The following is a 24,475-nucleotide window of genomic DNA, read 5'->3' as shown; positions in this document are numbered from 1 at the left end:
CAGACGCAGCAGGAAACCTTCTTCGCTGGTGGCCCAGCCACGACCCAGGTCGTAGAGAGCCAGCGAGCCTCGCGCGCGCCGGAGCTGATAGAGTTGCTCGGCAAGTTGGTAGAGAGCACGCAGCATTTCGCCCAGGGGAGTGACTGGCTCGTTCAGCAGAGCGTCCGCCTCGGCGTACGAGAGACGCTTGATGCTCGTGAAAGAGGTGAGGCTGATACGCGGCTCCCCCGGCTGCCAGCCGGCCTCGAAGGGCAGGAAGAGCGTGAGCGCGGGGCGCCGCTGGCCCTCCTGTAAGCTCAAATGCTCCTCGCTGAGAAGACGCGGAAGGAGCGGGACAGTATGTCGGGAATAGTAGCGTGTAAAGGCACGCTCCCGCGCCTCGTGCTCCAGGGCCGGGGTCAGTTGGGGGGTGACCAGAGAGGCCACATCGGCGATGCTGATCGCTAGAAGGGCCTTCCCATCGGGGAACAGCTCCAGCCACAGGGCATCATCCAAATCGCGCGAGGTCGGCCCGTCGATGGTGATCCCTCTGGCCCTTGGGCGCCCTTCTAAAGCACCGGCAAGCCTCTCGATGGTTGCCCGAGCTTCTGCTCGAGCTTCCTCCGAAAAGCTTTGCTTGCTCCTCTCTTTATCTTTTGAATCAGTTATCATCCTACTTCCTCACATTTCACGTCGCTCGGCAGTAGAAAACTCGATGAGTATATTGTATTGTATCACCTATTTAGGAAGCGCAGATAGAACCAAAGACGGTAGACAGGGGTAGGGTCTATCTTGCAGCATATTGCCAGGGAGAGCGGTGGCTGGAAGAGACGCCTTCTTCCGGCTTGCCGCCAGCCGAACCGACGTGGTATCATTTCCCCTGAGAAGGAACCGATCTAGCCGGCTGCCGACAGCAGCTCCTCCCGCTGTTGGAAGGAGGCCGGCGGGCGCAAGAGAGATGGAGCATGGAGCGTGAGTCGGCAGAAGCAGCAGCTCCCGCCGCAGGTGACTTTCTATACGAAAGCGGGCTGCCACCTGTGCGACGAGGCCCGCGAGATGCTCGAGGAGATCGCCAGCCAGGTGGACTTCGATCTGACGGAGATCGATATCCGCGGCAATCCCGAGCTGTTCGAACTATACCGCTATCGCATTCCGGTCGTTATTGTCGATGGGCAGGTGCTGGAGGGGCGCATTGAGTTCCGCGATCTGGCAAGGGCCTTTCACTTGCCTTGAGTATGCCTGATATGTCTAGAGAGACGTCTGTTCAGTGAGTGAGAAGGAGGAGGACCAGGCTCATGGCCGTCGATCAGGGAGTTTCTCAGCTCCCTCAGTCGCTCGCTCGCCCTGCTGCCGTGCCCAGGCCCAGACAGCGCCGCTCATCTCGCCTGAGCGCGCTGGCTAACCACCTGGGTTCCTGGCTGCTGCGCTACTGGGCCCACGTGGTGACCGCGCTGCTGGGGAGCATTGTTCTGCTGGCGGTGAGCGTGCCTTTTTTGTTCTACTTCGGCCTGGATGCGGTTGCCCGCCCCATCTACTTTGCTCTGCACCTCATCTGCGCACAGATCCCATCTCATTCCTTTTATATCTTCGGGCATCCTCTCGGGATGTGCGAGCGCAACTTTTCGATCTATGCCTCGATGTTTGTGGGTTCGCTGCTTTTCGTGCTGAGCAGACGACGCTTGCCTGGCCTCCCCTGGTGGCTCTGGGCCTTGACCTTGCTACCGATCGCCCTCGATGGCTTCACCCAGATGTTCGGCTGGCGAGAGAGCACGCCCCTGCTGCGGGTTCTGACGGGCACAATTTTCGGGTTGGGCAATGTGCTGTTTGTTCTCCCACTGATCGAGCGCAACCTGGTGGTGACCCCCGAGATGAACGCCGCCCTGCAGCTGCGTCGCGCCCTGGCTAACCAGCCGTGCGCTGCTCCGCCAGCTCCGGCCTCCGCCGCCGCTCAGTCGCTCGCCGCTGCCGCCTCTCTGGCTGGCCCCCAGTGGACAGCCGGAGTCAGCCAGACCACCCCCATTCCCGTCACAGGGACGCCAGCCCCCTCTGTCGCTTCTTCGCAGGCTGGCAGAGCTACGGTTCCTCTGGCCCAGCAGGATGGCCAGGGTGACTGACCGGCTGGCTTTTTGACCCTGCTTCCGTCTCCCCGGGTTCCGCCGACGGTCACCACCCTATGGGCCGCCAGGCAACCAGGGGAGATGAGAAAAGAGCAGGGGAAGGACAGGCCAGTGAGTCGCGCGAGCACAAGAGCGCCGTGGCTCGCTGGCGCTTTGGGCCGCTTGACAGCGGAAGGCTCTCTGTTAGATACTCTCTCTGCATGCGGAGGAAGATACCTCCCCTGATGGAGGATGCCGCTTGCCCACGGAGCAGGTCGGTGGGCAAACGGGAAGTCGCCTCCAGGGCCGGCCTCGCTGGAGCCAGGCTTGCTGCGCCAAGGGAAGGTGCAGTTGCCCGTGAGGGCGGTAGAATCTCCTGTTGGACCGGGCCCCAGGGGCCGGCGCGGCGGGCCGACCAGAGCAGGATGGATGAGCTTCGGAGAGAGTTGGGGATTGTATGAGCCTTTCAGAACATGGACCGGCCACCTTCGCTATTGCTACTTTGGGTTGCAAGGTCAACCAGGCTGATAGCGAGGCGATCAGCGAGCAGATGCACGCTGCCGGCTTTGTCCAGCACGATTTCAACGAGCCGGCAGATGTCTATATTGTCAACACGTGCACGGTGACTCACCTGGGAGATCGGAGTTCGCGGGCCCTGATCCATCAGGTGCATCGCCGCCAGCCTCATGCTCTCCTGGTGGTCACGGGCTGCTACGCCGAGGCCAATCCCCAGGCGGTGGCCGCTTTGCCAGGCGTCGACCTGGTGGTTGGCAATAGCGGCAAGACCTCACTGGTGGAGGCCATTCGCCAGCATCTCAAGGAGGGCAAGCATACCGCTGAGGCCGGCGCAACGACGGTGGTTCCCGGCTACCGGCAGCAGGGACGAGGCGCAGGCCGAGCGTTGCCGATGCTGCCGCTCGATAGCTTCCACCTTGGAAGCGATGGCTCGCTCGGCGAGGAGCCACTCCCCGAGAACGCCGATAGCCTCTCGTCTCTGACGCTTCCCGATCAGTGGCGCCCTCCTTTCTCGCGCACGCGGGCCCAGATCAAGGTTCAAGACGGCTGCGATAACCGTTGCACGTATTGCATTGTGCCTTACGTGCGCGGTGGCTCGCGCAGCCGTAGTATTGCCTCGGTCGTCGAGCAGGTCCGCCGCAAGGAGCGGGCCGGCTACAAGGAGGTAGTGCTGACCGGCGTTCATCTGGGCGATTATCATCCGCCGGAGAATCCACAGCAGGACCTCGGCGATCTGCTGGCCGCTTTGTTACGCGAGACCTCGATAGCCCGCATCCGCGTCTCCTCGCTGGAGCCAGAGGATTTTCGCCTGGAGTGGCTGGAGCTGTGGAAGGACAGGCGCCTCTGTCGCCATCTGCATTTGCCTTTGCAGAGCGGCTCGGACGCTATCCTGCGCCGCATGGGGCGACGCTATAGCACGGAGCGCTATCGCACGATCGTGACGACGGCCCGGCGCCTGATCCCCGATATCGCCATTACGACCGATATTATTGCTGGCTTCCCCGGAGAGAGCGAGGAGGATTTTGCTCAGACCTGCGCGCTGGCCAGCAAGCTGCGCTTCGCCCGTTGCCACGTCTTTCGCTTCTCGGCGCGCCAGGGCACACCGGCGGCCCGCATGCCTGCTCAGGTGAAGGAAGAGGTGAAGAAGGCCCGTAGCGAGCGTCTGCTGACGCTGGCGGCCGAGCTGTCGCGCCAGTTTCGCAGCCGTTTCCTGGGTCAGACGGTCCAGGTGTTGCTGGAGCAGCGCAAGCAGGGTTACTGGGAGGGGCTGACCGATACCTACGTGCGCGTGGAGGTAGAGCAGCTACCGGAGGCCGAGACGCGCCGCTGGCAGAATATCTTCGTGGCCGTTCGCCTGGAGCGCCTGACCGAAGACGGCGTGCGTGGTATCTTTCTGGGGGAGGTTGCTTAGTCCTGGATGAGGGGGCAGCCCATGCCCGTGATGACCACTCGTTGGCCTGAGAGACAATTGGAGCGAGACCGCCGGTCGTTTCGTGCTCTCCCCTCGCGCCGCCATTGGCTCCTCCTCCGGCTGCTCGCCCTGCTTCTTCTTCTAGCTCTGAGCGCCTGCAGTGGTCCCCCATCGGCCACTGGTCAGCAGCCGGCCACGGCCACGGCGGTGCCGGAGCTGATCAGCCGTCCAGGGACGCTACCAGCCTTAGTGCAGGCGGCCACCGTCCGCGAGTATCCCTTGACGCGCCATTCCGAGGGCGATATGCTCATGCGGCCCGTCCTTGATCGGCGAGGACGGGTCTGGTTCGGGGTGATGGCCAGCAATCTCATTGCTCTGTTTGATCCCCAGAGCGCACGCTGGCAGACCGTCGTACCTCCCCACGGCCGGGGCGGACTGATGGGCCTGACCGTGGCATCCGACGGAACGGTCTGGTTCGCCGAACAGTATGCCAACTACATCGGCCACTACAGTCCTGACACTGGTCGCTTCCAGGTCTATCCTCTGCCTACGGTCAGCGCGCCAGACCCGGCCCACAAGGGGAAGCAGCTGACCCTGCCCGTGGCGCCCAACGAGCTGCTGCTAGACCGCCAGGGGCAGATCTGGTTCACGGAGATGAACGCCGATGCGCTGGGGCGCCTCAACCCCGCCACCGGGGAACTGCGCCAGTATCCCCTCTCTTCCCACCACACGGTTCAGCAGCTCAATCCCTATGGCCTGGCCAGCGATGCTCAAGGGAACCTCTGGTTCACAGAGTCGAGTCAGAATCGCATCGGTTATCTCGATCCTCGCACAGAGAAGATTACGACCTTCTCGACGCCCGATCCGGGGGCGATGCCGATGGAGATCGCCATCGACCGGCAGGGACAGGTCTGGATCACGACCTTCGCCCACAATCTGCTCTTGCGCTTTGATCCCAGGAGCCACCAGTTTGCTCGCTACTATGCCCCGACGCCCGATGGCTCGTCGGGGGGTCTGTACGGCCTCTCGCTCGACGAGAGCGGCGCCGTCTGGGTGACGGTGGCGGCGGCCAACACGGTGGCGCGTCTGCTCCCCGAACAGCGGCGCTTTCTCTACTACCTGGTACCTACAGTCAGCAGCTTTCCCTTTGGGGTGGTCGCCGCAACTCCTCGTCAGGTCTGGTTTACAGAGGCCGGCGCCAATCAGCTTGGCCTGCTGACGCTGACCTGAGCCGGCAGGCTGGTTCAACGCGGTGTGCCAGCAGGACGGATGCCTGGCTGAGAGGGAGGCTTCCAACAGCGACCCATCGCCTCGTCTTCCCCGCCCCGCTGGCCCGAGATCGCGGATGGAGAGTCAGGAGCAGCGACTTGGAGCGCCAGCCAGCAGAGAGCGCGCTTTCAGGGCCTGGTTGGTAGTCTGAAGGCCGCTTCCGCTGCAGCTTTCTGGCGCCTTGCCGTGGCTCATCTTGCCTGCAATTGTCTCTCTCGTTCTCACCTTTGGTTTTGCTCTTATCGCCCCCCTGGCCGGCTCCCTGGGCCTGGGCCAAGCAAGCCAGAGCCTGGCCGTCGACGAGAGGCACGAGCTAATCGCTGTAGATAAAGGCAACGCCAGGACCAACGCTGTACACAACGTACTGGACTTTCCAGGGAGCGGCGCCCCAGTTCATAGTGCTGGCCAGTACCCGCCCCTGGCCCAGTACCTTTTCCACCACCGCCACATGTCCCAGTGCATAGGCCCCTTCGACCCCCGGCTGCAGGACAATGATGGCTCCCGGCACAGGATCGTGCGAAACGTGCCAGTGGAACTCGTAGGCCCGCGCTACCCACTGCCAGGCGTCGGCCTGGGTGCGCCAGGGCACGTAGAGGCCGTGCAACTGGAAATAACGCTGATTGGCCCACCAGGTACATTGCCCATAGGGGAAGACGTTGCCACTGGTTACCCCCACGATCGGCGTCGGCGGCGGCTCTTGCGCCACCCCTGCCGTGGGCGTGGCACCCGCCTGGAAAGGTGGCGAACTCGCCGATTGCCCTTCCGTGGAGGCACTAGAGGCAGCTAAGCTAGATTGGCTGGATGGTGCCTGGATGGAACGCTGAGTCTGCGCCTGTTGGCCCGCTCGACGGGGTTGACGGGCCGATGCCGCTCTGCCATCAGAGCGCGGCTGCTGAGCGCGCGCTCCTGCTGGCCGGGCTTCCTTGTTGGGGAAAAGATGCTGGGATCGCTGTCGAGGCTGACCAGCTTCTGCGCCAAGCGGGGCCGGTCCCCAGGTACGGCAGATCGGCTCCGCCCCACGGGCAAGAGCTGGCTGTCGCTGGAGGCAGACGACCTGAGTTGCGAGGGGCATCTGCGCCGCCCCGGCAGCCGTCCCCGAGAGGAGCAACATCAGGGTCGCCAGGGCCCGTGTCCTTCCCTGGGGCTCAGTTCGCTGCCTTTGATACAGGTAATGCCAGATTCGTTGGTGTACTCGCAATGTCTCGTCCCTTCGCAAGTTGCAACTATCACTGGCCAGTCAGAGCCTGATCGCTCCGCCCAGCCGGCATGACGTACCGTCGCAATTGCAGGCCGATGCTTGTTCGACATCCGCGATCTGTTACGGTTTTACTATAAAAGTGCTCACCAAATAGATTCGATCAATTTCATAATGTATGTGATTGTTTGATCACAGGCTGCCTGTCTGTCTGCCAGGCTCCACGCCCCTTGTGCCTGTGCTGGACAGGCGAATGAGGAGAGCGACGGCCAGTGGCGCAGTACGGCGCGGGCAAAGATCAGAGAAAGTCCGGAGCGTACAGACTGACAGACAGATTGACCGATAGAGGGGAACACCGCTATCAGCGAGCCACGGGAGAACAGAAGGGGGGAGTAACTTCTTCACCTGATACCTGCAAATGGCGCGCAAACCAGTCGTCGACACTCAAGCGCCGGCACGACAGAGGGGAGATGGCCGTCGCGAGAGAGCGCATGACCCCGTCCCTCGAAGCGCCAGGAGCGCTCGCCTGTCGCAGAAACTTGAGCATCGTGAAGAGCTGGTCGAAGCGCTCGTTGGGAGGCAGGTCTTGCTCGTTGTGAAGGAGCAAGAGTGATGTGCGAATAGGCTGCCCGCAGGCCGGGGACGAGAGGCAGGCGCCAGTAGCGTTCCAGGTCCTGCTGGGGCGTCGTCTTCCTCCAGCCAGGCGTCGGCGAAGAGCCAACCGAAATGGCAGCTTCCCACATTGAGGCGGCAGCGCCCGGTCGGCCCGGGCGGCCCATGAAGCCGCCCTCGCCTGCACCCATGAGCAGAGAAAGCTCGACCTGGTTCTGGGTTCCGATTTGCCGGGTCCTCCTTCCCGTTGCAGAGCCAGGAAGATGAGACGACGGCCATCCGGCGACCGGGCGAGAGAAGAGCAGGTGAGCGAGGAGCCTGCCCACCTTGGATCTGATCTGGGCAAGGCAGGCGCCAGCAATTTGCCGGGCGGCTAGCCGGAGGAGGGCAAGGCAACCCCGCCACCATGCTGACGTCAGCGGTCAGCTAAAAGGGCGGGCCTCTCTCCGCCGGGATCAGCAGGATTCACCGCCCAGGCCAGCAAGTGGAACCACAGGCCGCGGAACTCATCGAGCAGCAGTTCCGCCATTGCCTGCTGATAGCAGCGCTCGAAGGTCTCGGTAGGAACCTCAGCCCAGGCGCAGACAAAATCCTGCACGAGCTTCCAGAACACCATAAAGTGCTGGTAGCCACTCGTCTGGGCAGAAGCACCGGTCGAGAAATCGATCACGAACGGGCGATAGCCGACATCGCGCCAGCCCGTCGAGCGCAGCAACCGACCCAGGACGGCGGTAATGCCCAGAGTGCGCCCATCTGGCGAGAAAGTATAGCCCTTCCGCCAGAAGGCCCGTGCCAGCCAGGCCGAGAGCTGCTCGAAGGCGGGGCTGGTCGTCAGACAAAGCTCGGACTCCATCAGACGAAGACTGCCTCCCGGGCGCGTGACGCGACGGCACTCGCGCAAGAGCGGCAGCCAGGCCGAGACGGGCATCATGGCCATCAAGAAGCGGGCATTGACCAGATCGAAGGCATCGTCGGGGAAATCGAGAGGCTGCAGGGCATCCATGACCACAAATTCCACGTTCCTCAGACCCCGAGACTGGGCCAGAGCCTGAGCATACTCGACAACCGAGGGACTGTTATCGATGCCGATCACCGTCACGTGGGGGTAGGCATAGGCCACCGACAGGGCCCAGGCGCCAGGGCCACAGGCGATATCGAGCACGGTTTGCACATCCTTCAGCTCATCATCGCGTTCTGGGAAGAGGCTTCCCATCTGGCGCGTCATCAGCTGCTCCAATTGCATCGCCCGCGCTAGCTCAGCGGCATCATCGGCCTCAATGACATAGGTTCCCCGCTCCCAGCAGGGTCGTGGTCCATACCTCAGGCGCTCATTCGCCATACCAGTCAAGCCTCCCTTCACAAACGCAGCAAGCAGTCCAGTAAGCAGAGATAGATACCGCCAGCGAGGGCTAGACGCTGTCTGTAGGTCGTTCCCCCGACCATCAGAGAGGAGCGCTCAAGCAAGCGAGCTGACAGGCAGGGGGAAGAAGAAGTGGCCAGGCAGCCCTGGGTCAGCGCTGGTCACAGCGTGGTCCTGCCCTGCGAGCAAGTCCGCCCTCATTGTAACAGATCGGCTTTCATTCTACCAGAGGCGCAACCTTATTTCTGGCATGATTCAGCGGTGGTAGCAAGACTGAGAGTGGTACGTCCAAAACGGCCAGGATCCACCGCTGCGGCAAGCGAGAGGTATGAGAACAGGCCGGAAGAAAGCCCTGGCCACATGACCACCCAGCCCGAAGGAAGCGAAGCAGCGATATCGGAGAAAAGAGCCAGTGCAAGCGGGTGCGGTGCGGTCCCGTACAGGCTCCAAGGCCCCAGCAAGTGGAGAGCAGGCGAGCAAGCCGGCAAGCCAGCAAGCTGCTGATTGATGGCTGGCAGCCTTAGGCCGGGCGGACGGCGCTCTGGCGACGTCTCGTTAGCGGCGTCGGCGATTGCGCCGACCGCGCTCGGAGGTCAGATGGGAGGTGCTGCGCCGCCGGCTTCTTTGCTCGCGCTGCAGCGCCAGATCAAGCGTCTCGTGCAGGCGTTCGAAATCATCGACATCAAGCTGCAACTCCACAGCAGGCGAATCATCGGAACGGGCCCGTCCCTCCTCGAAGAGCTGCAGAACCATCACCAGCTCCACCTCGAACTCCATCACCTCCTCCTCACCCAGCTCCTCATCGATCTCTTCGGGGCCTGGCTCTTCCTCCTCGTCCTCCGGTCTCTCGGCTTCCTCGCTCTGAGCCTCATCTTCCTCCTCTGGGAGATCGGCCTGAGTAAAGACAATGTTGGTGCGCGCGCAACGGAAGCGCCCGGTAATCTTGAGGGCATCGGTAGAGAGTTCCTCGGCCAACTCCCGCACCACATCCATCATCTGCGTAAAGGCATCCTGCAGCTGTTCCAGCGCTCCCTCCTCCTCGGCGCTCAGCTCGCTTTCCTCCGCCAGCAACTCCCCGCGTTCCGCAGCGCCTGAGGAGGGGCCAGCCTCGGGTAGGCGCTGCCGCGCCAGTTCGTTCAGGCGATCCAGGGCCTGGGCGAGGGAGGGAGAGAAAGTACTTGCGCTACTCTCTCGCTCTGTTGTATCGTCAAAGTGCTTTTCATCTAGTGGACGACCAGTATGCTCCTTTTCAAGGTGATCTTCATCCTCATCTTCAAATTCAACATTCAAACCGACAGCCGCCTCCACCGCAAGAACCTGCTGGTGCAGTTGCTCAGCGACCTCGCGGCTCATATACGCCTGGATACGGACCTGCCGGGAGGCAGCCACCAATTGGAAAGGGGGCCAATCGCGGTAGCGCTCCCGGCCACGCAGATAGCGCACCTCGACCACCCCGAGGGTATCCAGCCGCAGCGAAAGCTCCATGAATCCCTCCTCGCAGAACGAACCGGCTGCGACCCCGAGCATCTCTGACGCTTCTCGCAGCGTTCTCAGCCGACAGCAAGAGTGCAGCCGTCATGTGATCCGCGGCCCTGCGTTGCCTTGTCCTGCCTCCCTTATCTTGCCTCGTCGCGGGAGTCAGTGCCTGCACTGCACCCCAGCTTGGGGAGGAGCGTGCGAGTCGGGCAGGCAGAGAGACAGGCGGTCACCGCTGGCCTCACGCGGCACAAAAGGACCCGGAAGGTCGTACGCTTCAGGGTTACAGTACTCTCTCGGGAGTTGACATCATCATACCACAAACCTCCCCCTTTGGTAGCTCGCTCTGCCAATCTCTGCTGTGCGAATAGGAGACCTGGTTTACCAGAGAGGCCCAGGTTCTGGAGGCTATCGAGCCTTCGGCGGGGCGAGCCTCAGCGGGGGAGGGCCTGAGCTGGCAACATCAAGCGGTCGGGAGCTGGCCGCGGCGACCAGCCTGTCGGTCTAGGGGTCGGTCCAGGGAGGGAGGGATGGGTTCCTCTTCCTGGACCTGGCTCAGGCTCACACCAGCCGTCTGCAGGCGATATAATATTGTGTAGTAGGGAGGAGGGAGCGAGAGCAAGAGCGCCGCCAAGGCGGCGATGTGCGGGGCGTGTCCTTTCCAGTCCAGGTCAGGTAGAGACCCGGCGTGGCTAGAAACCCAGACCTATGGAGCCAGAGCCATCTGTGCAACTCGAACAAATTCTGGGACACATCGCGGTCGGTGCCGCAGTCCTGGATGGTACTGATTTGCGCGTTCTCTACATCAACCAGTATCTGACCTCACTGCTGAGCGAGCCGTGGCGCTCGCAAGGAGTGGTTGGTCACCGTCTGCCCGAGATCCTTCCCCCGGAGCTGGTCCCCACGGTCGTGCCCTACCTGCAACGAGCCAGGAGCTTGCGCCAGAGCCAGGTGTTTCAGGATGTCCCCTACGAAGGATTGCTGGCCAGTCGGGGACGCACCTACTGGCGCATCTCCCTTATCCCCGTAACCTGGGAGGGCCAGCAGGGAGAAGGGGAGAGCAAGGGGCTACGGGAGGCGCTGCTGGTGACTGTCGAGGACGTGACCAGTCAGGTGCGCTCACGCCTGCTGCTGAAGGCCATGCAGCACATTTCCGCGGCTATTGCTGGGCCATTTGCCCTGCCCGAGGTCCTGGACCGCATCTTGCAGGCCGTTGAGGAGATGGTTGGATCGACCCGCTGTGCGATCCTGCTGCTGGAGCCGGTCACGCAGGTTGAGACGACCCTTCCCGATATTGCGCAGCCGCGTCCGCCGGCGCCTCAGGAGCCAGCCGAGAGCGAGCCGCTGGTGATCCTGGCGGCGCAGAAAGGGCTGCATTCCAGCGCTCAGCAGTGGCGTCCACGCCTGAGCGAGCGCCTGCTGCTGAGTCAGGCCCTGCGAGAGCAGCGCGCCCTGATCATCGAGGACACCCGCAGCCGCCCGGAGCTGGAGCTGCCACCGCTTGACGACAACGGCCTCCCACGTCGGCCCGGCTCTGTGCTCTGTGTGCCCATCTTTGACCCCTACCCCGAACAGATAGGGCCGAGAGAGGGCCGGGGAGGCCAGAGTCAGGGATCGGGCGACCGTCCGGCGGTGGTGGGGACCATTGAGGTCTATCATCGGCGGGCCCGCGGTTTTCCCGCCGAGGAGGTCGAGCTACTGGAGCAGTTCGCCCGCCAGGCCGGCCTGGCTATCCATAACGCGCGTCTCTTCTTCAGCATCGACAGCCTGGCCCGCACGGCCAGCCGCAATGTGCGTCAGCGCGAGAATATCATGCAGGCCATTCCCGACGGTGTGGTGATCTACGACGCCCGCTGGCGGGTGGCGGACATCAATCACGCCGTGCGCCGTCTCCTTGGTTGGAACGACGAGGTACTGGGGCTGCCAGTCTGGGAAGCTCTGGCCCGCAGCCAGGCTCGTTTCGAGGAGGCACTGCCTCGCGGACCAGCGGACATTCCGGCCCTGGAACGTCGCGCGCTGGAGCACAGCGTCGACGAGATCAAGATTATCGGGGCTGACGGCCATCCCTACGTCATTCGCCGCTCCTATGCGCCTATTCACGACGCTGTCGGCGACATCTTTGCCTTCCTGGTCATCTACCATGACGTCACCGAGCAGGCCGCCGCTCGTGAACGCATCGAGGCCGAGGTCGTCGCTCGCACGCTGGAGCTGGCCCAACGTCATCAAGCGCTCCAGGAGGCCAAGGCCGCCCTGGAGGAAGAGGGGGCCCGCATGCAGACCCTGCTCGAGCGACTCCCCTCGGGCGTGCTCTTGATCTCGAAGGAGGCCCACGACCGTCCGCGCATCAGCATTATTAACCGCCAGGCGGCCAAACTGCTGCGCCGTATGGGGGTGGCGGAGGCTCAGGTGGACCAGCCCGAGGAGGTCATGCGCCGTCTGGCCGGACGGGCCAGCGAGGAGATCATCGACCCTATCAACGTCTATGGTCCCAACGGCGAGCTGGTGCCCACCGAGGAGCGCCCGCTGGCGCGCGCCCTCTTCCGTGGCGAGGCCAGCGAGAGCGAGCTGCACCTCAGCCAGCCCGATGGAAACACCCTTTTCCTCCTGGCCAGCGCGGCTCCCCTGCGGGCCGCCGACGGCACCATCAGCGGGGCAATCCTGGTCTGGCACGATATCACCCGCATGAAGGAGTTGGAGCGCGAGCGCGAGGATTTCTTTACGACCATGGCCCATGAGCTGAAGACGCCGCTGGCCAACATCCGTGCTCACCTGAGTGCTCTGCAGGCCGACGACCTGCGCTGGTCGCTGGAAGAGCAACGTGACTTTCTGCGCAGCGCCGACGAGCAGGTTGAGCGCCTGGTCAGCATGGTCAACCAGTTCCTGGACGCCGCGCGGGTCGAGGCCGGCGCCCTGCGTCTGGAGCTGGAGCCAGTCCTGCTCTCCGAGCTGGTCGAAGATCTGCAGGAGCGGCTGGAGGCCCTGATCGCTAGCTCGCACCGCAGCCTGGAGGTGCGCGTCTCGCCGCAGTTACCCACGGTGCTGGCGGACTATGAGATGATCATTCGCGTGCTGACGAACCTGCTCAGCAACGCCTTCCACCATGCTCCGGAGGGCGACACGGTTCTGCTGGAGGCTGAGCAGGTCAGCCCACGCGAGGTGGAGATCCGCGTGACCGACCACGGTCCAGGGCTGACGCCCGAGCAGCAGGAAGAGCTGTTCACTCGCTTCAGCACCTTTGCCGCCAGCCGTCGCCCAGCAGCGGACCGCCCTGGCCAGCCGGTCCGCGATCGGCGCCGCGATGGCTCCCGCTGGAGTCCCGGCACCGGCCTGGGCCTCTACATCAGTCGAGGCATCATCGAGGCTCATCAGAGTACCCTGACACTGCATAGCAGCCCCGGCCAGGGCACAACCTTCGCCTTCCGCTTGAGCATTGCCGGCGAGCCAACGGCGGCTCAGCCCCTCCTGCCCGCTTCAGCTCCGCGTGGCAATGCGACTGGCTCCAGGGAGGGTGCACATGATGTCAGCTTCTGAGCGAGAGAAAAAACCTTGCATTCTCTGCGTGGAAGATGATCCGCAGATGAGCGCCTTTTTGCGCGCACAGCTGAAGGCACGCGGCTTCCAGGTCCAGACGGCCCGCGATGGGGCCCAGGGCATCGAGCTGGCCGCCCTGGCACAGCCACAACTAGTGCTGCTCGATCTGTCCCTGCCGACTCTGGACGGCCTGGCCTTCTTGCGCCGCCTGCGCGAGTGGAGCAATGCTCCAGTGATCGTGCTCTCGGCCCACGATGAAGAGCCGGTCAAAATCAAGGCCCTCGATCAAGGGGCCGATGACTACCTGACCAAGCCCTTCAGCATCAATGAGCTGCTGGCCCGCGTGCGGGTGGCCCTGCGGCGCGCCGCCGAGACGGAGCGCCTCCTGAGCAGCCTGGGGCAGGGAGGCGCCAGCCCCGGAGCGCCGGTCTACCGCTGCGGTGGGCCTGATGGACTGGAAGTAGATTTCGCTCGCCGCAAAGTACGCTCCGGCGGCAAGGAGGTGCACCTGACTCCGACAGAGTACGATCTGCTCTACGAGCTGACGCGCAACGCTGGCAAGGTCCTCACCCACCGCGAGCTGCTGCAGCGCGTCTGGGGCGCCGATTATGTAGGAGAAACAACCTACCTGCGCACCTTTATCCGCCACCTGCGCCGCAAGCTGGAACCCGACCCGGCCCATCCGCGCTTCCTGCATAACGAGCCGGGCATCGGCTACTTTGTCCCTCCAGCGGATGCCCCCTTGCTGGGTTCCTGTTCCTAGCGTCTTGTAGGCCCGAGCATCTCTTTGGGGCGATTCGCTCATAAAGGACAACCTTCACAGGATTTTCACAGCGACCCCCGCCATGTTCACACAATTGTCACTCGCGGTGAGGTATACTCTTTATCAGAGAAACTGACCGTGACCGCCGGTTGACTTGTAGCGATGAGCAGGAAGGAGAAGATGCTCGAGCGCCTCCCCAGCCCGCCAGCGCCAGATTTCACAGAAGGTTGGAGCAAGGCGCTCACCGCCAGAGAGAAGCAGATCAGTCTCAGTGGCCCAAGCCTTATGCAAGGGAAGCTCTTCTGAGAAGGGTCGCATGCATGCCCGTTGTCCCCGCTGGCGGATTGATCACCCGCCCGCTTGCCAGTGAAGAAGGAGGATCACATGCAGGATCGCAAAGATGATCGTGAGATACTGCGTCGCGGCGGCTTTGATGAGGTGGAGATGCGCCGTCTGGCCAGGCTTCGTGAGGAGTACGCCGAGAAGGAGCATCAGCAGGCTCTTGCAGAACATCGCCGCCTGGAATTTGTCCGCTGGCTTGTTGCAAGGGGAAAGCTGAGCGATCAGATTGCGTGAGGCGTGGCGGCGCTGAGCGCCCACCCGGTCCGTTCCGGTAGGGACGACGCTCGCGTCAGGGGGACAGGGAGTCGGAAGAGTCCGCGCTAGCAAGCAAAAAGAGGAGCGGCCAGGTCAGGCACGATCAGACAAGTGTTTCATTCTCTTCGGTGCCATGGACCTTACAGCCAGGGGCAGCGCTGGCCTTGTCCACTCGCGGGGCAGGTCATGCTGCCCTCTTCTTGTCTTTGTCGGGACGGATGGACCGGTCGATCGCCATCGCCAGCCAGGCGGTGAGAGTAAGCGGATGGTCTCTTCCGCTGGTCAGCCGGCCGCTCTAGCCCTGCGAAAGAGCGCTCCTCCTGTTGCGGCTCATCCCTTCACTTCTGGTCGTGATTCATTCCTCCTCGCTCTACGACCCAGGCCTGCTCTCGCTCCCTTTGCCCGTTCCGCTTGCCCTGCTGGCTCTGGTGGCTCTGGTCCTCGATGCCTGACTGGCCCGAAGGAGCAGATTGACGCGTGATGGCGAGGATGCGCTCTATGACCTCCGGCGGGGGTTCAAGACGCGGCAGGTGCTCTATGAAAAGGCGGTCCAACTCATCAAACGGTTCTTGCGCTTCTTCCCCTTCCTGCTCTTCTGCAGCAGGTCGGATCGATCGTTCGCGCTGCTCCCGCATAAGCAAATTCCCCCAGATGTTGTTCGTCAGCTCGCTCGTGCTCTGCTATGTACAACGAACAACATCCAGGGGAAGTTTCACAAGGTAGGGCTTGCGCCGCGCTGTGGGGAGGCTGCCCCTGGGAGTGGCGGAGGGGCTAGCCTGGCTGGCATCTAGGCCAGCGCCGCCGTCACCCTCCCTGTGTACTCGCGCAGGGCCGCCCGCAGCAGCGGCTTGGCGCGCTGGAAGTAGGTTTTGGCTGTTGCTTCGGGCATTTGAAGGGTCTGGCCAATTTCGGCGAAGCTGAGCTGAGCCAGGTAGCGCAGGAGGACCACGGCTCGAAAGCGAGGCGGTAGGGTCTGAATAGCCTCGCTCAAAATGCGCTGGAGATCGTGGTGTTCGGCCAGTTCCTCCGGCAGCGGCCCATTGTCGGGCATGACATCCAGAGGCGACGGCTCATCCTCCTCGCTATTGCCCTCCAGCTCTGAGAAATGGACAGCGCGCTTGCGCCTTAGTTCGTCAAGGCAGCGATTGCGCGCCACCTGGAAGAGCCAGGCTTTCAGCGGCTCGCCGGTGCGCAGATTCGGAAGCGAGATATAGAGCTGCAGGAAGACTTGCTGCAGAATATCGCACGCCTGGTCATAGTCACCAAGAAAGTGATAGATAAAGCTAAAGAGAGCCGTTTGGTAACGCTTTAAGAGCATCTCAAAGGCCCGCTCATCGCCTGTCAGAGCCTTGCGGGCCAGAATGCCATCTATATTGACCGTTGGGCGTTCTTGTTTTGCCATCGTTTCGTTTCCTCGTTGCTCTTCGTCCATTTCCATATTGCTAGACAGAAGAGTACCGTTTTTGCGAGCGGATTACAAGGCATTCTGGCCCCGATAAGCTCTGCAGTAAGCAGCTCTAAGCAGAAACTAAACCATAGGTCCCCTTTCTTAGGACTTTTTAAGCTTTCCAGGCCGCCGCCCAGGCTGGCAGCCGGGGCCAGCCGTCGGCGTCGCGTTGGAGAGCTGGTGGCTGGCAGATCAACTGTCGGCCAGTGAGTCTGCCTGGCTAGATATTGGAACGTGACTGAGCCCCATCGACGGGGATGCAGGCGCCGCTGACCAGCGAGGCGGCGGAGGAGGCCAGGAAGACGACGACCGCCGCTACTTCCTCGGGCCTGCCGAAGCGGCCTAGCGGCAGCTCGCTTTTGACGAAGGCTTCGATGCTCTCTGGATCGGCCTGGCGCCGGCGATCCCAGGAGCTGCCTGGGAAGAGAAGAGAGCCGGGCGCGACGCTGTTCACCAGGATGTTGTTGGGGGCGAACTGGCGGGCCAGCGACTTGGTCAGGCTGATAGAGGCCGCCTTGAGGGCATTGTAGGCGGGCCGCCCGCCCGCCTCGCGCCCGAAAATGGAGGAGATGGCAATGATGCGCCCTCCTCCCTGGCGGCTCATGATGGGGGCAACGAGGCGAGCGAAGTGGCTGAGGGCCAGCACATTGAGGGCCAGAGCATCGTGCCAATCCTCATCGCTGGTGTCAAAGATGGTCTGGCCACGGGCCCCGCCAGCGTTATGGACCAGGATGTCAATGCGCCCGTAGCGGTCCATGACCTCCTGCACGATGCGCTCGATGTTGTGGGGCACCATCAGATCGGCGGCGATGGTCATGACCTCGACGCCGGCGCCGCGCAGCTCCTCAGCGGCCTCCTCCAGGGCTTTCCGCCCTCGGGCGATGATAGCCAGCCGACAGCCTTCAGCACCCAGCGCGCGGGCAATGGCCAGACCCACCCCGCGGCTGGCGCCTGTGACGATGGCGATTTTTCCTTCCAATCCCAGATCCATGAACAAGCCTCCAGAGACGATCAGTAGCGTCCTCAGCTACGGCCAGGAGGGACCTTTTTTCTGGCTCTGGCCTGCTGCCGGGCCACCCTCAACTGCAGCTCAGAGGCGGGGCAATTGGGGCGTACTGAGGACCCGGCTGAAAAATTGACTGACGATGCGCTGGTCGGCCCGGCTCCCAACGCGCACGAGCAGGACATTTGCCGGATCCATAGCGATGTTCGGCTCGTTGGTCGGGTATTCCTTGAACCCCTGGGAGCCAAAGAGCTTGATGAGCATCTCTCGATAGCGGTAGATCGATAAGCCTGTGCCCTCGGTATCCCAGTGCCAAGAGAGGCCAACGGCGAAGAAGATCAGGTCTTCGCGCGCCTCTAGATCGAGGGCGAAGGCCAGCAGATTGCGAGCGATGCCCAAGCCGCGCCAGTCCCGGCTGACCTCGATGGCCACCTCGTAGACCTGCTCCAGGCCCTCCCACCAGGCGTCTCCGGGGGCCAGGGTGACTTCACCAATGATCTCTCCTCCCGGCGTATGGGCAAGGGCCAGAGCGCAGTCGGCCCGTCGGGCGATCTCCAGCAGCAGGCGGTGTTCTCGCTCGGGCAGGCGCGTGAAGGAGCAGAGGCCGCTGGAGGGACGCAAGCGCTCGACGAGTGAAGGGGGACAGAAATCGCGCAGGAGCACGGAGCCACGGGGCGTCGTCAGAGTCTGGCTGCGCGAGGGGGTGTCGGCGCCACGCAGGTGAAGCAGATCGAAGAGGCCAGCCAGGGGAGAGCGCTGGCGAAGCGGCGGGAAAGCCGGGCGCACCGCCGGCGGCACAGCCAGGTGACGCACGAGCGAGGCCGTATGACGATTGGCCCGGGTAATCTCCTGGACACGCGGCACGGGCGGAAACTGCTCAGGTGGGTCCTCGAGGGTGGTCGGGAAGCCACTCTCCTGCAGCGGCTTGCCCATCACCTCCCACGTCTCGCGCTCGCGCTCACGCATGGCTTCCCACGAGGGACGCCAGCGCTCAATCCAGGCCGACGGAAGCTGAGCAGGTGGGGCCTGGCCGGACATCTCGGCCCAGACCAAGGCCCAGGCCCGCGGCACCACCCGGTAGGGATCATAGCCACCCCCCCCGACGGCCACCCAGCGCCCACCGCAGTAGCGGTGAGCCAGCTCGTGGGCGAGCCGCACCTGGGCATGTAAGGCCCGCATCGTCAAGGCCAGATGGGTAAGTGGGTCCCAGGCATGGGTGTCACAGCCGTGATTGCTGATGAGCACATCGGGTCCAAACGAGAGGGCCAGGGGCGGCAAGAGATTCTCGATCACCTCAATATAGGAATCGTCCTGCGTGAATGGCTCTAACGGAACATTGACTGAATAGCCACGTCCCAGCCCATTGCCCAATTCTAAGACGTCTCCGGTGCCGGGAAAAAGATAGCGACCTGTCTCGTGCAGAGAGACCGTCAAGACCCGCGGCTCATCGTAGAAGGCGCGCTGCACCCCATCGCCGTGATGGGCGTCGAAGTCAATGTAGAGCACTTTCGCCTCGCTGGCCCGCAGTACATGAGCGATCGCCACGGCGGCATCGTTGTAGACACAGAAGCCCGAGGCCCGATTGGCCCAGGCATGGTGCAGACCGCCGCCGGGATGAAAGACGTGCACAGGCCGGTCTTCGGGCGAAGCGAAGTGACCACCCTCGGGCAGGCCGAGGACCGCGCTCAGGGCGACCAGCGTGCCGCCAGCGATCATGGCCGAGACCTCGTGCATGGCGGGCATGATCGGAGTATCGCCGTCGCCGAAACCGTAGCGGAAAGCCTGCTGCTCTAGCTCCTGGCGCTGCTGGGAGGGGAGAGAAGGCAACTGGGCGGCGACGGCACCCAGTCGCTGGACGGCAGCCAGATAGTCATCGGTATGGATCAGGCGCAGCTCCTCGAGCGAGGCCGGGCGAATGGGAAGATGCTGCCCGGGATCACCCTGGCGCCAGAGCTGGCAGGTCTCCAGCAGGTCCAGCAAGGCCCGCATGCGGTCCGCCTGCAGGGGATGGTCCGCCCCAAAATCGTAGTGCAGTTCCAACGGGTCGAAAGCCAGGCAGACGCGCGAGTGGCAAGCGAGATCAGGCTTTGTCATGGCTGCTCTCCTCCAGGGCAAGATCGGGGAAGGTGTACTCGATGCCCTCATCCTGCAGGCGCATTAAGAGCGGGGCCGGGTTAATGGTGCCCAGGCGCACGGTGGCAGCGCGCGGCTGGCCGTTTCTGGGAGGAACGACGACCAGGCTGCGGACCTGGACATGCAGTTCAGCGGCCAGGAGCAGGAGGCGGGCCAACGGCGTCGGATTGCCGGCGGTGAAAGGGATCAGGAGCTGCATGCCTGGCTCAAAGGCCCCCAGCGCTCGCGCCAGCGCAATGAGGAGATCGCTGCGCGTCAGCAACCCCACCAGCAGGGTGCGCGGGCGCTGCTCCTGCTGCTCGTACTCGACGACCGGCAAAGCGTTGAGGCCACGCTCGACCAGGAGCTGGGCCGCGGCAGCGACGCTGGTCGTCGGGGTCACACAGACAGGACTGCGGTCCATCACTTCCTGGACATAGCGCTCCTGCCAGGGTTGCTGGCCAGCGGCGGCCACGGCCAGATCGATATCTTGCGAAGTCAGGAGTCCTTCCAGGTAAAGCGGCTTCACGGCGCCTGTGAAGCCGAAGATGGCTGGTTCTCCCTGGACCACCGGCAGGTGGTGAAACTGAAACTGGCGAAGCAGCGTGGCGGCATGCCCCAGGGTATCATCGGGGGTCACGGTGATCAGCTTTCTGGTCATCACGTCTTTGACAAGCATGGAGTGCCTTCCTCCTCCTTCTTTTCCAGGCCGGCCCGGTCCACGGCGCCCGCCGCTAGCGAACAGAAAGAACGACCATCAGCCGTCTTTATGATAGCATATGGCTGCCGAGAGGACGGCGGTCTTCTGCTCACCAACTTCGCCTACCCCCTGCCCGTCTCGAACCACTAGCCTATCTAGGGGGGGCGGGTAGCGAATTTCACCGCTGCACCGTCTCCATGTATAGCATGCCGTTCTGGAGAGGCGCTTCCCTTTCTCCAGGATGGTCCGGTTTCTGGCGACTGACTTATCCATCCATCAGCAAGCAAGGTCACCTTTGGTTGGCAAGCGTGTCTCTCCGAGAGAGCAGGGTTCTTTTAGAGGAGGATCTGGATCGTCATGATGACTCCAACGAGACGCTCCAGCCGGGAGAAGGCTCTCAGCAAAATCCCTACCAGACCCCTGGGGGCCAGGCCGGGTTCAGCTCCGGCTGGTACCAGGAAATCTTCTGTCGCCTTGACGCTTTTCTTTGTTTTGATCCTGCTGCCGACCCTGGCTCTGGGGACAGCTCTGGCCTGGCAACTGGTCGCTCGCCAGCAGCGACCTTCAGCCCTGCTCAATGAGGAGCGCCTGGGAGAGCAGGCCGAGCCAATCAAACCCTTTGATCCTGACGAGGGGGCTATTCTGCCCCGCTATCGCGTGGTGGCCTTCTATGGCATCCCTGGCGCCCCAGCGACCGGTCCGGCCTACCAGCTTAACGCGCAGATGCTGGCACGCTTGCAGGCCCAGGGAGCGGCCTATGCCCAGCTTGATCCTTCCCATCCCGTGAAACTGGCCATCGATCTGGTGGCCAGCGTGCCGGATCGTTACCCAGGTCCCCAGGGAACCTACAGCCATCGCCTGGACCCGGCGACGATCGACGAGTATATCCGTTTCTGTCAGGAACATGGCTTGCTGCTGTTTTTGGATCTGAGCTTCGGCCAGGCCCCCGTGATGCGCGAACTGAGTTTCTTTCTGCCCTACCTGGAGCGCTACAGCTTTGTCGAGCTGGCCATCGATCCCGAATGGATGTTCCCGCGCCGCAATGGTATTCCCGGCGTGAACCTGAGCAATGTGCGCGCTTCCGACCTCAACCCGGTGATTGAGACGCTGGCGGCCCTGCCAATGCAGTACCACGTCCCCCGCAAGATTCTGGTGATTCACCAGTATCGCGGCGATGGCGATGGCTTGAAGAATCCTTACGATGCTTCTGTGGCCGAATTCGCCGATAAGCGCAATTTGCTCTACGATCCCCGCGTTGATGTGGTGATCCATGTGGATAGCGTCGGCGGCTACCGCGGTGATCAGCAGGATAAGATGCGGCAGTATGACCTGTGGGTGGCGCAGGATATGCAAAAATATCACAATTTCCGTTATGGTGGTTTTAAGCTTTTCTACCATATCGAGGCCCATACGTTGATGAGTCCCGCCCAAGTGTTGGCGCTCCAGCCCCCTCCAATGGTGATCTCCTACGGGAATTAGGGCGCCAGCTCTGCAGCGGTAGACAATGAGCAGGCATCGAGCGGGGCAAGCACCCGAGTACTTCCTGGCTGGTTCTCCCGTCTTGAGGCCCTGGCTCAGGCGACCACGGTGCTCGCCTGGCTCAAGACAAGTGTGGTTTGGACAGGCCAGTTCACCTTGACCCTCACCGGTACGTTTCAGGCGAGGAAGCCTCTGCCCTGGCTGAGCCAGATCAATCCTCTGGCCCTCGCCTCCTATGATGCCGCCGGCTCAATTGCGGGGCAGCTCTGCCTGCTCGCGATGGTCACAGGGCTGATGCGTGCCGGGGAAGGACACCAGGCGCGTGCCCTTCCCCGGATCCTGAGGTTGCTCGCTGTGGCGGGGCTGCTGATGGGCTGACCGATGGCCCTGCTCTTGTATGCCATCTCCCTCAATAGCGGGGAACGTGGGCGGGCAATCTGCCGCTGTGCCTGGCTGGCTGGCTGATGCCTGTTTCCTGCTGCCCTGTCCGCCCGTCGAGGACCTGCTTGACGCGATCTGGCAGCTTTTTTTGCTGCTCCAGAACCGCCTGCCCTCACCGGTCGTTGAAGACCGAGACCGAGCCGAGGAGGGTTCATGGGCCTGCTGGCCCAGCAGAGCCACTGGATCCCTGGCCTCCGCGGTCCCTCGCTTGTCGCCCCCGGCGCAAGTCAGCGGCGACCGTAGCGGGGAAGGAGGAGTCGAAAGCTTCCACTGCCCTTCCCCGATTTCGCTCGCTCTCCTGTAACCTACCGGCGTAGGACTAAGCGGAGAGCGAGGGCGACGAGAGGGAATCAAATCAAGACAGTTCGCGGCCCTCGCCATCGCTGATTTATACGCTGGAGGGTCAACGATGCAACGATTCAGCTCGACACTGCTGAAGCTCTTTTGGCTTGTTTTTGCTGCCAGCATAGGACTGGCGTCTTGCGGAGGCAGTTCAACAAGCTCCAGTACGACGAGCAACAGCGCGATGGGCAGCACGCCAGGAGCCACGAATACAACGCCGACTACGGCTGCCATGCCCGGCACCGTCGTTGTGAAGGTCGCCACGGTTTCGCTCAATGGCCAGTCGACAGCCATACTCACGGATGCGCAGGGCAAGACGCTCTACTATTTTACGTCGGATACACCGACACAGTCGGCCTGTACTGGCGGCTGCGCCAGTACCTGGCCCCCGCTGCTCTTCCAGGGAGACGGCACCCCGCAGAGTGCTTCGCCGTTGCCAGGAAAGCTGAGCGTTGTGAAGGACGCACACGGTCAGCAAGTGGCCTACAACGGGCACCTGCTCTACACCTATGCCGGCGATACCGCTCCCGGCCAGACGCACGGCAACGGCGTAGGCGGACGCTGGTTTGTGGCCACTCCCTCGCTCTCGGTGCTGGCAACCCCGACACCTGGCGGAGGCCAGTATAAGTACTGACAGGCCGGGTGGAAGTTGGACAAGCGGCGGGGTTGGAGAGTAGAGTGAAGGGGGTGCGCTGAGCGAGGCTCGCTGGCGTGCCTGGTCGTTCGATCGCTGAGACCCATTTGCAGAAGAAGGAGACGAGCAACGATGTCTGAGCATGCAGAGACTGCTGCGGCAGATAGCCCTGGAGAGGCCAGGCCGCTGCTGGTGGAGCGGCAGGAAGCGATTCTGGTAGTGACGCTGAATCGACCCGAGCGGCGCAACGCGATTACAACAGAATTGGCCTCTGCTTTGCTAGAGACCTTCCGCGCCTTCGAAGAGGATGCGGGGCTGGCCGTGGCGGTGCTGACCGGGGCCGGCGGCACTTTTTGCTCCGGCTTCGACCTGAAGGAGCTGGCCGCAGGGCGAACCCCCAGGCTTGACAGCTCTGGAGTTGGCCCGCTCGGTCCGACGCGCCTGCTGCTGCAGAAACCGGTGATTGCCGCGATTGAGGGCTATGCGGTGGCCGGCGGGCTGGAACTGGCCCTCTGGTGCGATCTGCGGGTGGCCGCAGAAGATGCCATCCTGGGCGTTTACAACCGCCGCTGGGGCGTGCCACTCATGGACGGCGGGACAGTGCGCCTCCCCCGCCTGATCGGGCAAAGCCAGGCCCTCGATCTGATTTTGACCGGACGCGGCGTCTCGGGCGAGGAGGCCTGGCGTATGGGACTGGTCAATCGCCTGACCCCCCACGGCGAGGCCCTGCCTACAGCCCTGGCCCTGGCCAGCAATCTGGCGCGCTTTCCTCAGCAGTGTCTGCGCTCCGACCGGCTCTCGCTCTACGAGCAGTGGTCTCTCCCTCTGCCAGAGGCCCTGCGCCTTGAGGCCGCGGCTGGTTTCAAGACGCTCCAGTCTGGCGAGGCCCAGGCTGGAGCCAGGCGCTTCGTTCAGGGCCAGGGCCGCCACGGTCGCTACGACGATCTGTAGCTCTGAAGGACGGCCCGGCGAGCGGCTCGCCCGTCGGGCCAGGTTCGGTGGCTTCATTGCCTGCCGGAGCCGGCTGCCTTCGCTTTTCCCTGCCGGCTCCATGGCCCCCGACACTGACTCCCCTTTCCCTCCCTCTCCCTTGACAAAGCGCTCCCCCCACGGGTATATATTACTCGGAACCGTTTACGTAATCGTGTACGGTACCGCTTGCAAGGCGCAAGCGAGTGGAGCGTCGCCCTCGCCTGTGGAATCAGGGACGGCTCCGCGGAGCGAGGGAGCGTCAGAGGAGTAGCACTAAGGAAAGGAAAGCAAGGAAAGCTATGGCATCACAGGTACCCAGGCGTCAGCGTCTGTGGGGACGCAAGCGACTGCTGGCGCTGCTGGCCCTGCCCCTGCTGCTGCTGACAGGGCTATTTGGCAGTCAGATGCGGGTGCACGCCGCCAGCTATTGCCAGGTCACCTACAGCGTCGTCAGCCAGTGGCCTGGCGGCTTCAGCGTCAACCTGGTGTTGCAGAACACCGGCAGCAGCCCCTGGAACGGCTGGACGCTGACCTTCACCT

The 24,475-nt window shown here is 63.1% G+C and carries 21 protein-coding genes; 12 read left to right on the top strand and 9 right to left on the bottom strand.

Translation table 11 applies throughout. From position 1 onward, the window contains the following. Nucleotides 1-651, bottom strand: a 651-nt coding sequence (locus ACFMO7_RS06290; protein WP_376794665.1) for an RNB domain-containing ribonuclease, incomplete at its 3' end; no start/stop codon positions are given. A 300-nt stretch (nucleotides 652-951) separates the two neighbouring features. Here ACFMO7_RS06290 and ACFMO7_RS06285 point away from each other — a divergent pair. The 4 genes from ACFMO7_RS06285 (at nucleotide 952) to ACFMO7_RS06270 (ending at nucleotide 5,232) form a co-directional block, all read left to right on the top strand. Next, nucleotides 952-1,212, top strand: a complete 261-nt coding sequence (locus tag ACFMO7_RS06285; protein WP_376794664.1) for a glutaredoxin family protein — start codon at nucleotides 952-954, stop codon at nucleotides 1,210-1,212. Between the two features lie 62 nt (nucleotides 1,213-1,274). Then, complete coding sequence (locus ACFMO7_RS06280; protein WP_376794663.1) at nucleotides 1,275-2,093, top strand: DUF2085 domain-containing protein; 819 nt, start codon at nucleotides 1,275-1,277, stop codon at nucleotides 2,091-2,093. 439 nt (nucleotides 2,094-2,532) lie between these two features. Beyond that, nucleotides 2,533-4,002 carry a tRNA (N(6)-L-threonylcarbamoyladenosine(37)-C(2))-methylthiotransferase MtaB gene (mtaB, locus tag ACFMO7_RS06275; RefSeq protein ID WP_376794662.1) on the top strand — a complete coding sequence of 490 codons (1,470 nt, stop codon included), beginning with the start codon at nucleotides 2,533-2,535 and terminating at the stop codon, nucleotides 4,000-4,002. Nucleotides 4,003-4,023: 21 nt separating this feature from the next. Continuing rightward, nucleotides 4,024-5,232 (top strand): SMP-30/gluconolactonase/LRE family protein, encoded by a 1,209-nt coding sequence (locus ACFMO7_RS06270; protein WP_376794661.1) that lies wholly within the window; start codon nucleotides 4,024-4,026, stop codon nucleotides 5,230-5,232. A 352-nt stretch (nucleotides 5,233-5,584) separates the two neighbouring features. On the opposite strand, the gene ACFMO7_RS06265 is transcribed toward ACFMO7_RS06270, so the two are convergent. The 3 genes from ACFMO7_RS06265 to ACFMO7_RS06255 form a co-directional block, all read right to left on the bottom strand. Next, on the bottom strand, nucleotides 5,585-5,977 hold the full coding sequence (locus ACFMO7_RS06265; protein ID WP_376794660.1) for a CHAP domain-containing protein: 393 nt from the start codon (nucleotides 5,975-5,977) through the stop codon (nucleotides 5,585-5,587). A 1,516-nt stretch (nucleotides 5,978-7,493) separates the two neighbouring features. Further along, nucleotides 7,494-8,417 (bottom strand): class I SAM-dependent methyltransferase, encoded by a 924-nt coding sequence (locus tag ACFMO7_RS06260; RefSeq protein ID WP_376794659.1) that lies wholly within the window; start codon nucleotides 8,415-8,417, stop codon nucleotides 7,494-7,496. A gap of 576 nt (nucleotides 8,418-8,993) precedes the next feature. Beyond that, nucleotides 8,994-9,923: a hypothetical protein gene (locus ACFMO7_RS06255; RefSeq protein ID WP_376794658.1), complete on the bottom strand. Its 930-nt coding sequence runs from the start codon at nucleotides 9,921-9,923 to the stop codon at nucleotides 8,994-8,996. Nucleotides 9,924-10,640: 717 nt separating this feature from the next. On the opposite strand from ACFMO7_RS06255, the gene ACFMO7_RS06250 reads away from it, so the two are divergent. The 3 genes from ACFMO7_RS06250 (at nucleotide 10,641) to ACFMO7_RS06240 (ending at nucleotide 14,784) form a co-directional block, all read left to right on the top strand. Then, on the top strand, nucleotides 10,641-13,445 hold the full coding sequence (locus ACFMO7_RS06250) for a PAS domain-containing protein (RefSeq protein ID WP_376794657.1): 2,805 nt from the start codon (nucleotides 10,641-10,643) through the stop codon (nucleotides 13,443-13,445). Beyond that, nucleotides 13,429-14,208 (top strand): response regulator, encoded by a 780-nt coding sequence (locus tag ACFMO7_RS06245; RefSeq protein WP_376794656.1) that lies wholly within the window; start codon nucleotides 13,429-13,431, stop codon nucleotides 14,206-14,208. The genes ACFMO7_RS06250 and ACFMO7_RS06245 overlap by 17 nt, the downstream gene beginning before the upstream one ends. Nucleotides 14,209-14,592: 384 nt before the next feature. Continuing rightward, the gene (locus tag ACFMO7_RS06240) at nucleotides 14,593-14,784 is read left to right on the top strand and encodes a hypothetical protein (protein ID WP_376794655.1); all 192 of its coding nucleotides are present in this window, start codon (nucleotides 14,593-14,595) and stop codon (nucleotides 14,782-14,784) included. A 359-nt stretch (nucleotides 14,785-15,143) separates the two neighbouring features. Here the strand turns inward: ACFMO7_RS06240 and ACFMO7_RS06235 are convergent, their stop codons facing one another. From ACFMO7_RS06235 to ACFMO7_RS06215, 5 genes are all read right to left on the bottom strand, one after another. Further along, on the bottom strand, nucleotides 15,144-15,440 hold the full coding sequence (locus tag ACFMO7_RS06235) for a hypothetical protein (RefSeq protein WP_376794654.1): 297 nt from the start codon (nucleotides 15,438-15,440) through the stop codon (nucleotides 15,144-15,146). A 152-nt stretch (nucleotides 15,441-15,592) separates the two neighbouring features. Beyond that, nucleotides 15,593-16,207 carry an RNA polymerase sigma factor gene (locus ACFMO7_RS06230; protein ID WP_376794653.1) on the bottom strand — a complete coding sequence of 205 codons (615 nt, stop codon included), beginning with the start codon at nucleotides 16,205-16,207 and terminating at the stop codon, nucleotides 15,593-15,595. A gap of 265 nt (nucleotides 16,208-16,472) precedes the next feature. Next, entirely contained in the window at nucleotides 16,473-17,243 is a 771-nt protein-coding gene (locus ACFMO7_RS06225; protein ID WP_376794652.1) for an SDR family NAD(P)-dependent oxidoreductase, read from the bottom strand. Between the two features lie 99 nt (nucleotides 17,244-17,342). Beyond that, complete coding sequence (locus ACFMO7_RS06220) at nucleotides 17,343-19,349, bottom strand: GNAT family N-acetyltransferase (RefSeq protein WP_376794651.1); 2,007 nt, start codon at nucleotides 19,347-19,349, stop codon at nucleotides 17,343-17,345. Continuing rightward, entirely contained in the window at nucleotides 19,336-20,046 is a 711-nt protein-coding gene (locus ACFMO7_RS06215; protein WP_376794650.1) for an HPP family protein, read from the bottom strand. Before ACFMO7_RS06215 ends, ACFMO7_RS06220 begins: the two co-directional genes overlap by 14 nt. A gap of 495 nt (nucleotides 20,047-20,541) precedes the next feature. Here ACFMO7_RS06215 and ACFMO7_RS06210 point away from each other — a divergent pair, with 495 nt between their 5' ends. The 5 genes from ACFMO7_RS06210 to ACFMO7_RS06190 form a co-directional block, all read left to right on the top strand. Further along, nucleotides 20,542-21,546: a hypothetical protein gene (locus ACFMO7_RS06210; RefSeq protein ID WP_376794649.1), complete on the top strand. Its 1,005-nt coding sequence runs from the start codon at nucleotides 20,542-20,544 to the stop codon at nucleotides 21,544-21,546. A gap of 108 nt (nucleotides 21,547-21,654) precedes the next feature. Further along, the gene (locus tag ACFMO7_RS06205) at nucleotides 21,655-21,924 is read left to right on the top strand and encodes a hypothetical protein (protein WP_376794648.1); all 270 of its coding nucleotides are present in this window, start codon (nucleotides 21,655-21,657) and stop codon (nucleotides 21,922-21,924) included. A 472-nt stretch (nucleotides 21,925-22,396) separates the two neighbouring features. After that, nucleotides 22,397-22,963 carry a hypothetical protein gene (locus ACFMO7_RS06200; RefSeq protein WP_376794647.1) on the top strand — a complete coding sequence of 189 codons (567 nt, stop codon included), beginning with the start codon at nucleotides 22,397-22,399 and terminating at the stop codon, nucleotides 22,961-22,963. Between the two features lie 132 nt (nucleotides 22,964-23,095). Continuing rightward, on the top strand, nucleotides 23,096-23,914 hold the full coding sequence (locus ACFMO7_RS06195; RefSeq protein ID WP_376794646.1) for a crotonase/enoyl-CoA hydratase family protein: 819 nt from the start codon (nucleotides 23,096-23,098) through the stop codon (nucleotides 23,912-23,914). Nucleotides 23,915-24,234: 320 nt separating this feature from the next. After that, nucleotides 24,235-24,475: cellulose binding domain-containing protein (locus tag ACFMO7_RS06190; RefSeq protein ID WP_376794645.1), on the top strand; the 241-nt coding region annotated here is incomplete at its 3' end.

The sequence above is a fragment of the Thermogemmatispora sp. genome (assembly GCF_042408735.1).
Taxonomy (GTDB): Bacteria; Chloroflexota; Ktedonobacteria; order Ktedonobacterales; family Ktedonobacteraceae; genus Thermogemmatispora.
This window is presented reverse-complemented; position numbering and strand designations above follow the sequence as displayed.

Bases quoted from the DNA above. Each gene is read 5' to 3' on its own strand.
- ACFMO7_RS06245 (WP_376794656.1), top strand. From the start codon at position 13,429: ATGATGTCAGCTTCTGAGCGAGAGAAAAAACCTTGCATTCTCTGCGTG.
- ACFMO7_RS06215 (WP_376794650.1), bottom strand. From the start codon at position 20,046: ATGCTTGTCAAAGACGTGATGACCAGAAAGCTGATCACCGTGACCCCC.
- ACFMO7_RS06235 (WP_376794654.1), bottom strand. From the start codon at position 15,440: ATGCGGGAGCAGCGCGAACGATCGATCCGACCTGCTGCAGAAGAGCAG.
- ACFMO7_RS06195 (WP_376794646.1), top strand. From the start codon at position 23,096: ATGTCTGAGCATGCAGAGACTGCTGCGGCAGATAGCCCTGGAGAGGCC.
- ACFMO7_RS06280 (WP_376794663.1), top strand. From the start codon at position 1,275: ATGGCCGTCGATCAGGGAGTTTCTCAGCTCCCTCAGTCGCTCGCTCGC.
- ACFMO7_RS06260 (WP_376794659.1), bottom strand. From the start codon at position 8,417: ATGGCGAATGAGCGCCTGAGGTATGGACCACGACCCTGCTGGGAGCGG.
- ACFMO7_RS06255 (WP_376794658.1), bottom strand. From the start codon at position 9,923: ATGGAGCTTTCGCTGCGGCTGGATACCCTCGGGGTGGTCGAGGTGCGC.
- mtaB (WP_376794662.1), top strand. From the start codon at position 2,533: ATGAGCCTTTCAGAACATGGACCGGCCACCTTCGCTATTGCTACTTTG.
- ACFMO7_RS06230 (WP_376794653.1), bottom strand. From the start codon at position 16,207: ATGGCAAAACAAGAACGCCCAACGGTCAATATAGATGGCATTCTGGCC.
- ACFMO7_RS06240 (WP_376794655.1), top strand. From the start codon at position 14,593: ATGCAGGATCGCAAAGATGATCGTGAGATACTGCGTCGCGGCGGCTTT.
- ACFMO7_RS06270 (WP_376794661.1), top strand. From the start codon at position 4,024: ATGCCCGTGATGACCACTCGTTGGCCTGAGAGACAATTGGAGCGAGAC.
- ACFMO7_RS06220 (WP_376794651.1), bottom strand. From the start codon at position 19,349: ATGACAAAGCCTGATCTCGCTTGCCACTCGCGCGTCTGCCTGGCTTTC.
- ACFMO7_RS06200 (WP_376794647.1), top strand. From the start codon at position 22,397: ATGCAACGATTCAGCTCGACACTGCTGAAGCTCTTTTGGCTTGTTTTT.
- ACFMO7_RS06225 (WP_376794652.1), bottom strand. From the start codon at position 17,243: ATGGATCTGGGATTGGAAGGAAAAATCGCCATCGTCACAGGCGCCAGC.